4 protein-coding genes are annotated in these 14487 nt (G+C 55.8%); 2 read left to right on the top strand and 2 right to left on the bottom strand.

Going from position 1 to position 14487, the window contains the following annotated elements; all coding sequences use genetic code 11:
* Positions 1–6319: VCBS domain-containing protein (locus ABX962_RS14315; protein WP_372720511.1), on the top strand; the 6319-nt coding region annotated here is incomplete at its 5' end.
* A gap of 429 nt (positions 6320–6748) precedes the next feature.
* Positions 6749–9112: a diguanylate cyclase gene (locus tag ABX962_RS14320; protein WP_372720513.1), complete on the top strand. Its 2364-nt coding sequence runs from the start codon at positions 6749–6751 to the stop codon at positions 9110–9112.
* A gap of 616 nt (positions 9113–9728) precedes the next feature.
* Here the strand turns inward: ABX962_RS14320 and ABX962_RS14325 are convergent.
* Both ABX962_RS14325 and ABX962_RS14330 read right to left on the bottom strand, forming a co-directional pair.
* Entirely contained in the window at positions 9729–12515 is a 2787-nt protein-coding gene (locus tag ABX962_RS14325) for a DNA translocase FtsK 4TM domain-containing protein (protein WP_372720515.1), read from the bottom strand.
* Between the two features lie 488 nt (positions 12516–13003).
* Positions 13004–13912 (bottom strand): hypothetical protein, encoded by a 909-nt coding sequence (locus ABX962_RS14330; protein WP_372720517.1) that lies wholly within the window; start codon positions 13910–13912, stop codon positions 13004–13006.
* Positions 13913–14487: the final 575 nt, after the last annotated feature.

Genomic DNA, 14487 nt, shown 5'->3' on the forward strand with positions numbered 1-14487 from the left:
ATCGCTGTCGGAAGTCTTTACGTACACGATCCAGGACGCCAGCGGCGCCGACTCGACTGCGGAGATCACGGTCACGATCACCGGTGCCAATGACGCGCCCGAGGCTGTCGCCAATGCGGCGACCGCCACCGAAGCCAGCGGCATCTTGAACAATATTTCGGGAACCGATCCGTCGGGCAACGTGCTCACCAACGACACGGACGTCGACGCGGGCGATACCAAGACGGTGACCGGCGTGGCAACCGGCGTTCAAGGAACAACCTCAGGCAATGTCGGCAGCACGGTGGTAGGAACCTACGGTTCGTTGGTCATCAACTCCAACGGAAGCTACACCTACACGCTGGACAACGACAACGCCGCGGTCGAAGCGTTAAACGATGGCGACACGCTTTCGGAAACGTTTTCTTATACGATGCAGGACACCGGCGGATTGGCGTCGACGACGCAGTTGGTCATCACCATTGACGGACGCACCGATTTGCCGGTAGCCGAAGCGGATCATGCCACCTCCGAAGAAGCGGGCGGGATCAATAACACCACCCCTGGTTCGAATCCCTCGGGCAACGTGCTCGACAATGACGCCTCCAACAACGGCAAGACAGTGACCGGCGTCGCTGCAGGTTCGACTGGTTCGGCCAGCGGGAATGTGGGCACGTCAGTGACCGGCACCTACGGCACGGTCGTGATCAACACCGACGGCACCTACACATACACACTGGACAATAACAACGCTGCGGTTGAAGCACTACTGACCTCCGGTGATCACGTCACCGACATCTTTACTTACACGATGGAGGACGCGTTTATGAACGTCTCCTCTACGGAACTCACGATCACGGTCGATGGCCAAAACGATGCTCCCATAACCTCCGACGACACTTCGATCGCCGTCGAAGCGGGTGGGGTTGCCAACGCCACGGCGGGTAGCAACGCAACCGGTAATGTGCTCGCTAACGACACCGATGTCGACGCGGGCGATACAAAATCGGTGATTGGCGTCCAGCTCGGCAACGTGGGATCGGCTTCGGGATCGGTCGGTGCGTCGGTTACGGGCAATTATGGCCAAATCGTGATCAACAGCGACGGAAGCTATACCTATACCATCAACCAAAACAATGCTGCCGTCCAAGCCCTTCGAACTGCGAGCGACACGCTGCAAGAAGTCTATACGTACACGATGCACGACACCGCGGGGCTGGAATCGACGGCGCAAGTCACCGTGACCATCCAGGGCGCCAACGATGCACCGGTTGCGGTCGTGGATACGGCAACCGCGTATGAAGCGGGCGGAAGCGGCAATGGTTCGGCCGGGGCCGATCCTAGTGGGAACGTTCTGACCAACGACACCGACGTTGACAGCGGCGATACCAAAACCGTTGTGGGCGTGGCGGCGGGAGTCCAAGGATCCGCATTTGGTTCGGTCGGGACGATGGTCACCGGTTTGTATGGCTCGATCACTCTCAATTCCGACGGCAGCTACACCTACAACGTCGACAACAACAACACCGCAGTCCAGGATCTGCGAACCAGTGGTGAAAGTCTCGATGATGTCTTCACCTACACAATGGAAGATACCGACGGTCTAAGTTCGACGACACAGATTACCGTTACGATTCGTGGTACCAACGACAATCCGGACGTGGTCGCTGATACGGCGACCGCGGTGGAAGCCGGCGGCACCGCCAACGGTACCGCAGGCAGCAACCCGACCGGCAACGTGCTGGCCAACGACAGCGACCAGGATGCTGACGATACCCTCGTCGTCAGCGGAGTGACAGCCGGCACCACCGGTTCGGCCACCGGCTCAGTCGGATCAAGCGTCGCGGGGTTGTTCGGTTCGATCAACATCGCTTCGAACGGCAGTTACAGTTACACCGTCGATAACAGCAACCCAACGGTCCAGGACCTGCTCAACAGCGGCGACACGCTGACCGACATCTTTACCTATACGGTCGAAGATCTCTCGGGTGCGACGTCGACCACCCAGGTCACGATCTCGATCCAAGGAGCCAACGACGCTCCGGTTGCGACGGTCGACAGCGCCCATGCTTACGAAGCGGGTGGCATCGCCAATGGCACCGCCGGTACCGATCCCTCGGGCAACGTGCTGACGAACGATGACCAGGTCGACGCAGGTGACACATGGTCGATCACGGGCGCTGCACAAGGAGTCGTGGGATCGACCAGCGGGTCGGTTGGTTCATCGATCACCGGGAACTTTGGTGCGATCACAATCAACTCGGACGGCAGTTACACCTACAACATCGACAACGATAACGCGACCGTTCAGGGACTACGAACCGCCAGCGATACGATCACCGATGTATTTTCTTACACGGTTTCGGATGCCGCGGGACTGAATTCAACCGCCCAAATTACGATCACGCTGCATGGCGCGAACGATGATCCCGTTGCCGTCGTTGACACTCTTACTGCGGTTTCAGCGGGCGGCTATGCAGGCGGCACGGCGGGGACCGATCCGACCGGCAACGTTTTGACCAACGATACCGATGTCGACTCGGGTGATACCAAAACGGTCGATGGCGTGGCCGCCGGAGTACAAGCGTCGGCAAGCGGTTCGGTGGGCTCGGCAGTCACCGGCAGCTATGGTTCGATTTCGATCGCTGCCAATGGCGTCTACATCTACACGGTCGATAATAATAACGCCGCGGTGCAGGCGTTGCGGACCAGCAGTGATACGCTGACCGACGTCTTCACCTACACGATGATCGACGCCGACGGGGCGGCGTCGACGACGCAGGTATCGGTCACCATTCAAGGGGCGAACGATGCACCGGTCGGGGTCGATGATACGGCTACGGCGGTCGAAGCCGGCGGTGTCGGGAATGCCACCGCAGGCACCAATCCGACCGGCAACGTGTTGACCAATGACACAGACTTGGACTCGGGCGACACGAAAACGGTCAGCGGCGTTGCGGCCGGCTCGCAAGCCAGTGCATCGGGCTCGGTGGCAACCGGGGTGTCGGGGACCTACGGCCAGATCACTATCAATTCCGACGGATCCTACAGCTACGTCGTCGACAACAACAACGCCGCGGTCCAGGCACTGCGAACCTCAGGCGACACGTTGACCGACGTGTTTACTTACACGATGGTCGACACTGACGGACTCGATAGTACCGCTGAAATCACGGTTACGATTCAAGGCAGCAACGATAACCCGGTTGCGACTGCGGACACTCCGACCGCGGTCGAAGCCGGAGGGCAGGCCAACGGTACTGCGGGCACCGATCCGACTGGCAACGTGCTCAGCAATGACACTGACGTGGACGCGGGAGACACTAAAAACGTGGCAGGCGTGGCGGCGGGCGTCCAGGCATCCGCGTCGGGCAGTGTCGGTTCGTCGGTGACCGGATCCTATGGATCAGTGACCATCAGCTCGGACGGTTCGTACACCTATGTCGTCGACAATAGCAATGCCGCTGTCCAGGCCTTGCGAACCGCCAGTGATACGCTGCAAGACGTGTTCACCTACACCATGGTAGATGCATCCGGTACGGATGCGACCACGCAAATCACGATCACGATCCAAGGCCAAAACGACACGCCAACGGCCGTGGTCGACAGTGCGATCGCGGTCGAAGCTGGCGGCACCGCCAATGGAACCGCGGGAACAAGCCCAACCGGCAACGTGCTAACCAACGACACCGATGTCGACTCGGTTGGCAATGGCGAGACCCAATCGGTCAGTGGTGTTGCGGCTGGGGTGACGGGATCGGCATCGGGATCGGTCGCATCGTCGGTCACTGGCACGTATGGTGCGATCACGATCAATTCCGACGGCTCGTACAGCTACATCGTCGACAACAATAACACGGCGGTTCAGGCGCTTCGCAATAGCGGTGATACGCTGGACGACGTCTTTACCTACACAATGACCGATGCGGCCGGGGCAACCTCGACCACGCAGATCACGGTCACGATCCAAGGCCAAAACGACGCACCAACCGCCATGGTCGATAGCGGCATCGCGGTCGAAGCGGGCGGATTGGCTAATAGTACCGCGGGGACCGATGCGACCGGCAACGTACTCAGCAACGACACCGACATTGACTCCGTCGATAGCCAAACAGTCGATGGGGTTGCCGCTGGCGTGCAAGCATCCGCAAGCGGGTCAGTTGGATCCGCGGTCACGGGAAGCTATGGCTCGATCACGATCGCGGCGAACGGCAGCTACACGTATACGGTCGACAACAACAACGCGACCGTCCAAGCACTCCGGACCAGCAGTGACACGCTGACCGACGTGTTCACCTACACGATGACCGACGCCAATGGGGCAGCGTCAACGACCCAGGTTTCGGTCACCATTCAGGGTGCGAACGACGCTCCGACCGCGGGCGATGACAACGCCACCGCTGTCGAAGCCGGAGGAACGGCAAATGCAACCGCTGGAACCAATCCCACAGGGAACCTGCTCAGCAACGATACCGATCTGGACGCGGGTGATACCAAGGCGGTGAGCGGCGTAGCGGCAGGATCACAAGTCACTGCTTCGGGATCGGTTGGCACCAGTGTCAGTGGAGCGTTCGGCGACATCACGATCAACAGTGACGGATCGTACAGCTATGTGGTCGACAATAACAACGCCACCGTTGAAGCCTTGCGAACTTCGGGTGACACGCTAAGCGAGGTGTTCACTTACACGATGCGTGACGCAGCAGGACTCGTCAGCACGGCTGAAATCACGATCACGATCCAAGGTAGCAACGACACTCCCTACGGAATGACGACTACGGATTTAACCATCGACGAGAACCTCGGCGATGGTCAGTGGGTCGGCACGGTGACCCCACGCGACATCGATACTGGCGACAGTTTCACCTACACGCTTAGCGATGACGCGGGTGGCCGTTTCAGCATCGACTCTGCGGGCAATATTCATGTCTTGGATTCAAGTCGGCTCGATTTTGAAACAAATACTGAACATGACATCGTCGTTCGTGTGATCGACCAAGCGGGCGGGCAGTACGAAGAAACGTTCACGGTTAACTTAAATGATGTCGACGAATTCGATGTCACTCAAGCCAGTGACGTCGACGCGACGGCGAACGTCGTCAGCGAAAACGCGACCACGACGACGCTGGTCGGATTGACGGCTCAGGCAACCGACGCAGATGGAACGACCAACGTCGTTACGTATTCGCTTTCCGATGACGCGGGCGGACGTTTCGCCATCGATTCCAGCACCGGTGTCGTCACCGTCGCAGGAAGTCTTGACTACGAAACCCAAACCGCTCACACGATCACGGTTCGATCCCAATCGAGTGACGGATCGACCAGCTTCACCGATTTCACAGTGAACGTGATCAACGAGAACGAGGCTCCGACGGCTCGAGACGATCATTATTCGGTGATTTCGGGACAAACATTGTCGATCGCGTCTCCTGGGGTACTCGCAAACGACAGCGATCACGAAGGCAATCTGCTGCAACTGCACTTGGTCTCGGGTCCGCAAAACGGCGTATTGACCGAGCGGCTGGACGGAAGTTTCGTCTACATCCCGGCCAGCGGATTCTTCGGAACGGACACTTTTACTTATCTCGCCAACGACGGCTACTTCGACAGCAACATCGTTACCGTCGCGATCACGGTCACCGCAGGTGGCGGCGGCGGTAATAGCGGGACCGATTCGAACGACGGCGGCGACAACGGCGCGAATGACAGCACCGACCAAGGGGATCAGAACGCGAACAGCGATTCGTCGGACATTGATCCGCGTGACAACGATACTGAGACCGAAAATGGCGTCACGTCACCCCTCGGCGGCTCCGCAACGCCGCCACCGGGCAGTGCCGACAACCCAATTACCGAGAACCTCGATTCGACCACAGAGAAAAACGCTGCCCACTCGCTGCACACTCCGGCTGTGACCGATCAGCTTGGAATCCATACAAATGTAACCGGACAACAACACGAGCCGCGAGGACCGGAGTTTACATTTGGAGGATCAACTCAAATGCAAGTGCGTCATCGGGTCAGCCCCGAGACTCAAATGCTCGAACAACTACTGGTGGTAGACCTGACGCATGCCATTAGTTGGGAACAGTGGAACGAGGGGCAACTCACCAAAAGTGATTCGACCTTTTTTGGCATTGAACAAGTCGGCGCGATCGGCGCAGGGACAGGCATTGCCACCGTCGGGTACGTGCTTTGGGCACTTCGTGGTGGCGTGTTGTTAACCACCATATTTGGAAGCATGCCAGCGTGGCGGATGATTGACCCTACCGAACTGCTGAACGCTCACCGGATTACGGATCCAAAGAAAAAGACAGGCATCGATTCGTTCCTCGATTAACACTTTCGTAAGCGTTCTACATAGCACACCGTTAGTAGGACGCAAGCCAATTCCCGAAATGTCACCTCTCATTTACCAACGGGAACGAGAGATTTGATGAACAACACCCGAGAGCGTTCGAGTGGCCCTAAAGATCACAACCGTTACGACCTGACAAGTCAACCTGACATTACCCCGCCGGATCAATTATCGAATTGATTTTGCAAGTGTCGTTTTAGCCGTAATCAACAATTGAGCGTGACGTCTAACTAGGTAGATTTCACATTTTGACGTCCTCCCCCCTAATTAAATTTGTACTAGGACTCGTTTTCTTTGTTACGTGAGTTCATCGCATCGTTAAGACTGGCCTTTGCACTGGTGTGCGTCGGTGTCAGTCTTATCCTCGGCGGCCAATGGCTGGGATTAATCCCAGACGTAGAGTCGGTGGAGATGCGTGCGCGTCAACGTTATTGTGAATCGATTGCCATCAACGCATCGGCCCACGTACGCCGTCAACAATGGGTGGATCTCACCACGATTCTGCGAACACAAGTCGAGCGGAATGAGGACATCTTGTCGATCGGATTGCGGAGCGATCTGGGGACGCTGCGTTTAGATACCGGTCACCATCGCGAGATGTGGGCGCACTTTGAACAAAACGGCAATGCTGGAGACGGCGACCGCATCGAGGGCGTGCGTGTCCCGATCACGCTGAATCGTCGCTCGTGGGGCAACGTCGAATTCTGTTTCCGGAAACCGGCATCCAGTTCATGGGCACCGCTGACCGAGCATTCAGTGTACCGTTTGGTCGGCTTTTTTGTGATCGCGGGTCTGGCGTCGTACACCTTGTTTGTCGCGAAGATCATGGGTGTTTTTCGCAAGACTCAGGTGGTCCCCGATCGGGTCCGCCGCGCCTTGGACACTCTCGCCGAAGGTTTGCTGGTGCTGGACGAGCACGGTCAAATCGTGCTCGCCAATCGTGCATTTACCGAAACGATCGGAATTCCACTTGAAGATCTCGCAAAGAAAAAAGCGAGCGATTTGTCGTGGACGCTCCCTCAAGGCAGCGAATCCGATTCGGACGAAGCCGTGACCTATCCCTGGATTGCTGCGATCGACCAGTCGGAACTTCAATCCGAACAAATGCTTCATTACCGTTTGGTCGATGGTCGAAATCGGATTTTCTCGGTCAACGCAGCACCGCTCGGGGGCGACGACAATCAACGTGGTGCCTTGGCTACCTTCCGTGACGTCACGCATGTCGAAGAGCATCGCGAAGAACTCGAAAAGATGCTTGGCATGCTTCGCAGCAGTCGTGACGAGATCGAACGCAAGAACAGCGAACTGGAAATCCTGGCGACGCAAGACGCGTTGACTGGATGTTTGAATCGTCGCGCGTTCTTTGAACGATTTGACGCGCACTGGCGGGCCGCGCACACGGACAACACCCCGCTGTCGTGCATCATGGTCGACAATGACCATTTCAAGAGTGTTAACGACACCTATGGTCACCATATCGGTGACGAAGTGCTTCGCCGCGTGTCGAAAGTGATTCGCGAAATGCACCAAGACCACGGTCTTGTTTGTCGTTACGGGGGTGAGGAATTCTGTGTCGTGTTCCCGAACATGACACTGCAACAAGCGATCCACGAAGCGGAGAAGACACGCGAGGCGATCGCCGCAATCCGATTAGAAGATCCAGCCGAACTGACCCTAACCGCCAGTCTCGGGGTGTCCGAATTGCGTTTCAATCCAGCCGATCCTCAAGAATTGATCAACCAAGCGGACGCCTGTCTGTACGTTGCGAAACGCGAAGGCCGAAATCGTGTGATCGCGTACAACACGAACATGGCAACGATGGAAGAGGCCTCACACAGTGCAGCCACCGCGAAGCCGAAACGATTGGACATCTCATATCAAGCCGTCACCGCACTGATGTCGGCGCTTTCGTACCGAGATGCGAAAACGGCCGAACACAGTCGTCGTGTCGCTCATTGGTGTTCTCGCGCATCCGCCAACGTACTGGATCCCGCACAAATTTATGTGCTGGAAATTGCAGCATTGCTGCACGACATCGGTAAAGTGGGGGTTCCCGACAACGTCTTGAACAAACCGGGTAGTTTGACCGAGCAAGAGTGGGAATTGATGAGCCGGAACGATCGGATTGGCGTTGAAATCGTCACCAACACATTCAACTGTGATGAATTAACGGCCATCATTTCAGCCCATCAAGCAATTCGCTTGCAAGGCCAACGATCACGTCCGCTTTCGGAGCTTGAAACGATCGAGAACGAACAAGTCGCCTGGTGTGCAAAACTGCTGACGATCGCCGACAGCTATGATGCAATGATCTCGAGCAGCGTGTACCGCGAGCGATGCACGCACGACGAAGCGATCGCCGAGCTGCGTCGATGTGCGGGAACTCAATTCGATCCTGAAGTTGTCGAGCATTTTGCCAGCACGGTCGACCAAAACGCGCTCGCGGTCGCATCCGGTGCGTTCGCCCTTGGGAAGCAAGCCGCGATCCAAATTGGCATGAACGTTGAGCGGCTCGCCGCCGCACTGAACCAACAAGACCTGCGGGCTCTCCAGGAACATGCTTCCCTGTTGGCGATCACGGCAAGCAGCTGTGGTCTTGATTCGATCACCGAAGCCGCCAATCACATTTGTGAGATCACCAATACCGAAGATTTGCAGTGGACGATGTTGCTTCGTGATACAAACGAATTGCTCGACACCGCTCGTGCGGCACAATCTGAATTTCTTCGCGATGCATTGGAACTCGAAACGTCGCGAAGTTTCCAAGCGGACTAGCGTCGCGACCCAACAGCACTCGTGAAAAACGCAATTTGTTTGAGTCGTTCGTGATCGTGGTGGGGGGCAGACCCCGCGTCAATGGCCATCTACTTTAGTAGCGGTGCGGCGCGAGCCGCCCGGTTTTTCATAACCTGGATGTGTAAATTTTGATGTTGCGTTTTTATCGCAACCCGATGCGTCAGTTTTGAAGTTGCTGTTTTTGTGCCGGAGGCACTTTTGGGAATAGCCTTGGACTTTAGTCCAAGGTTATCGGTTCTGAAATTGGCACCCCGTCGCGGAGCGACGTTCTGTGGCGAACGATCAAGTCACAAAACGTCCCGTTGGGACTCGATTGATACTGGCGAAAATCCTCGGACGAAAGTCCGAGGCTATCGAAATATGTCGCTCCGCAACAGCAAATAACGCAACTTCAAAACGGACGCGTCGGGTCGTGATGACCTGGCAAAACACGACTCAGAAATGCTTCATCGCGTTGGCCAAAACGGCTGATATGCCGAAAGACACCTGCCTACCTGTTTCGCAGCGGGTAAGACGTTCAAAATTTACCGGGCGGCCCCGCGCTACACCGCTATAAACGCCAGACCGACATAATCGTGATGGGCCGGCAATGCGTTTAGACGATATCGTCTTCCTCGTACTCTTCGTATTCTTCTTCTCCGTACTCTTCCGAATCGTCGTCGTCGTTGGCGACGGAACCTTCGATGACGTTGGCATCGCCTGGATCATCCCCCTGTTCGGGATCCAATCCTTGCATTTTCTGCCATGCTTCCATGGTCAACAAAACTTCGCGCGACTTGGACCCGTTGTATTCGCCAACGATTTTGTCTTCGGCCATAAAATCGATCAGCCGAGCAGCCCGGCCATAACCGATCCCCAAACAACGCTGCAGCAACGACAACGACCCGCGTCCTTCGCGAATCACAACTTCAATCGCACTTTCATACAACTCGTCGCGATTCTTGATGTCGCCGACCGCTCCAGCATCCGAGTCGTCTCCGTCGTCGACTTTCAAGTTCATCAACTCGCCGACAAAATTTTGTTCGCCGAGACTGCAGTGATCGACCACTGCATCGATCTCTTCGTCCGACAAATAGGTGCCTTGTCCACGAATCAACGTGCTGGTTCCCGGCCACAAGAACAACATGTCGCCGTTACCGAGCAATTTGTCGGCCCCGTTTTCGTCCAATACGACGCGGCTGTCAGTCTTACTTGCAACTTGGAAACTTAAACGTGCGGGCAAGTTACTTTTAATCAAACCGGTGATGACGTCGACGGTCGGTTTTTGTGTTGCCAGAATCAAGTGGATTCCCACCGCTCGACTTTTTTGCGCCAAACGAATGATGTGCGTTTCCACATCCTTGCCAGCGGTCATCATCAAGTCCGCCATTTCGTCGGCGATGATCACGATAAAGGGCAATTTGTCGGGGACGCCGTCCGCATCGTCGGCTTCGTCCATATCCAACCGCCGCAGGATCTCTTCGCGGCCAAGATCGTTGTAGCTATTGATGTGACGCACTCCGGCTTTGGCCAGCAGCGAGTAACGCTCTTCCATCTTCTCGACCGCCCAAGCCAAGATCGCTTCCGCCTTTTTCATGTCTGTGATCACCGGATGCATCAAGTGAGGCAGGCGGCCATAACCACTCAATTCGACCATTTTGGGGTCGATCATCAACATCCGAACTTCGTCTGGACGACACATCATCAAAATCGAAGTGATGATCGCATTCAAACAAACACTCTTACCTGTACCGGTTCGGCCCGCGATCAACAGGTGAGGCATTTTTTCGAGCCCGACGACCATCGGGTTGCCCGATACGTCTTTGCCCAAGAACACCGGAATGTTCATCTTCGAACGACTCATGTCCGATTCTTCGATCACATCACGCAGTCGCACCACTTGGCGATTCTCGTTTGGAACTTCGATTCCGACCGTATTTTTGCCTGGGATCGGGGCGACGATACGAACGCTCGGCACCCGCAGTCCGATCGCCAAGTCGTCCGCCAAACCGGTGATTTTGCTGAGTCGCAATCCGGCTTCGAGTTCAATTTCGTATTGCGCGATTACCGGACCGGTTTCGATTTCGACGACACGAATGTTGAACCCAAAATCCTTGAACGTATCTTCGAGAATTTGTGCCTTGCGTCGCACTTCGATCAATTGTTCGTCGTAGCTAACGTCATCACTCTGTTCGAGCAATTCGATCGGCGGCAAGCGATAATCCTCGGCGCCATACGGCGCCGATTCTTGGACATTGTCGTACAGTTCCTGTTTCGCGTCGGCTTGCTGCTTTCGCTTGGGCACTTTGATTTTGGGATTCGTCAGCGAGTGTTTCTCGTCTTGACGAAGATGCAGGGTTTCATCGTCGACCTCGAGATCTCGTAGCACCGGCTCGCTTTCAGGCGTTTCCTCGTGCGTCTCTACGTACTCGTCACCGGTCGCCGGATCGACAACCGAGTCTTGTGGGGTCGCAGTCGCCGCATCACTGGTTGGCGTTTCGGGTGCATCCATCGTCGCCGTTCCCACCGCGTCGGCGGCGACAGTGTCGGATTCGTCGTTGGACGCGACTTTGCGGCGGGACTTCTTGAACTTGATTTTCGGTTCGCGGTTGGCCCAATCGTTCGCTTGGTCGGCATTCGCGTCCGCAGCGGTTGGTTCAGCCTGAGTGGGCTTTCCAAGCTCGTCCCCTTCGATCTTGATCGGCTCTTCCAGATCGGTAAACGCTTTTCGGCGACGTCGCACGGTGACCGGCATGACGTTGACGGCGCGGCGCATTCCGCTTTTCGAAACCATCGCGCCGCTTGCCAAAATTCGTTTTCCGGCATACAGCAGTGCATAGTCGGTGGTCAACAACAAACCGACGGCAATGACCGTGGACGCCAAGATCCAGGCCCCTGCGGGAGCAAAATGCTCAAGCAAAAACGTCGATGTCATCGCACCGAGGTAGCCTCCGTTGCCCACCACCGGCATCTGCTCGAGTTGCATCGGCAACAAACCGCCGGCGGTTGCCACACCAATTACGACGATGGTTCCGCCAAGTGATCGCAGCACCGGAGCATTCAAGCGGCCGCGGTACAATAGCGCTGTCGCCACCCCGCCGCCTGCGGCAATCACCAACCCCGCAGCAAGCCCCAATGCGTCCAATAACGCCGAGGAAATCACCGCTCCCCAATAGCCGCACGCGTTGGTTACGGTAGGGTTGGTGGGATAGACCGAATTGTTCGGAGCGTAGAGGGCGCTGATCGGCCAGACCGGCCTTTCGATCGGGTCGGCGGGGCTGCGTGTGATAATCGAAACGGTCGCAATCAGCGTCATCGCGACCAGAACGATAGCGACGACGTCGCGAACTAAGTTCGCGTCGCGGTCTCCGTTTGCACCGTCGTTGGAAGCAGCACTCGACATAGAACCAAACAGCTTTGCAGCGGCCTGGTCACCACGTCATTGACGGAGATCGGAATCGGCCACATGCAAGGAATAAAAACCAAGCAGAACGTCATCCTGAATTATCGACCGTCCCTCTAACCGAACTTTTGCGAACCATCGCACAATTACGAATAATCACGACAACCGGCAAAATACAACGTGGTGAGGCATTTAAAGGTGGCGAATTACGGCATTTGCGTTCGGGTAGCTACGCTCGCCAGAGCGTGGATGGTTGCTGTCCGCTGTGAATCACCACCCTCTGGCGAAGGAAGTGACGAAAAAACACATCACCGCCTTGGCCAAAACGGCAAACTTATGCAGCAGTCTCTATTGGCGGGGGGAAGGAAGCAAGTCGAGTGCCCAAACATAGATAGCATTGGTAGGAGCTAGCTGACTTGGGCTAGCGGTCCCCCATCACAACGCGAAATCAATCGCGTTGTCGAACGTCATCGATTTGCCATCAATATCTATTTGCCATCAATCGACGCAATTAGCGATTTTCGTTGTTTGTCGATGAATGCCAGCATTTCTTCGATTCGTGGACGAACCGCCTCGTCATACTCTTCGGCGATGTCATCGCGGTCATTGAAGCTGTCCGCATCGGGCAATTCAGCCAAGATCGATTTTGGCACCGAGAATCCTCCCGCCTTGGCAGCTTCCTGCAGGTAGGTCTGTGCCACAGCGAGATGACGAACACTTTGTCCCGCGTCGTAGCGATACTGTTCAATGCGAGCTTCAATCTGTGCCTGCCGAATTTCTTTTTCTGCTTCCTTCAGCGTCACACTTGTCGTTTTTGTTTTCGATTTCGATTTCGATGGTACTTGATCTATTTCGACATCCGCTTGATCGGGTGCGTCTGCTCGCATGACATGCGACTTGGCCATGCACAGTTCGCCGAGGGTGATGCAATCGTGGATTTTTTGATCCGACGGCACGTCCTTGTCGTTACGCAGCGTCTCGGCGAGTTCTTCGAGCCGTTCTCGGCACGAATTGATCCCCGCTAGTCCATTGGTCATCGCCGCAGACCCAGCCAAGCCCAACCAAGCCGCGTTCTTTTCGAGCGAAAGAGCCAACTTGTCGTTTTGTCCCTGACCCACGAGTGCACGTGATTCTTCGAGACGATCGAGAGCCTCGTAACATAGCGGCCAATACGTTGCTTTGGACGCGATAAACCACCCCCGGTCATCCTCAGGGCGTTCCGCCGCCTCGCGGTGCACCGTACGTCCTTTTTCATCGGTATCCAATGCTTTCTTTTCTGCCGTCTTTACCTCTCCCGTTTTTGTTTCGGCCTTTGCCACCGAAACGCCGCCAAGCGATATTGCCGAAATGGAAACAGAAAGCAGCGTCCGCGAAAGCAAATTCATTGTGTGATTCATGACGAAAGTCCAATTGGGAAGAGAGTGTGAGTTGCCCGCTAATTACGAGTCGCATTGCAACAGAAAACGTGGCATCAACCTCGTCACTATTACAAATCGATGGATGAATAACACGTAAAAAACAGCACAGTTTCGACTGAATCCGAGAATACTCAGCAAAATTAACTCAAATCGATTTTTGAGCCCCCATAACGTTCGGCAATCCGAAGTCGCAACAAGGCATCCTGCCAAGAATCCGGCGACTTGAAACAGGCCTCCGACTTATCTGTTTTGCATTGAAACCTGTCGTAGCGACATCATCTTGTGCTTGCGGTTGTGAAAGAACGTCGCCGAGTCCGGTTCGGTTAACGGAGGCATCGACCGAGTTTCCTCTGCATGACCGGACGTTTGCAAACTGAAACCGTCGGCTCCTTAAAAAACGCGAAACGTCTCGCCGCTAAAGAGTGAGTTCTTGACCGGTTACCAGAAACGGACGATTCGGCCATGGATGGGATTCGCTACACTTCACATTCTCAGCGACCGTTGGTCACGATGGACGCGGGACAGATTTGACGAGCGATCGGGCTGGACCGCAG

Source organism: Novipirellula sp., assembly GCF_041583735.1.
Taxonomy (GTDB): Bacteria; Planctomycetota; Planctomycetia; order Pirellulales; family Pirellulaceae; genus Novipirellula.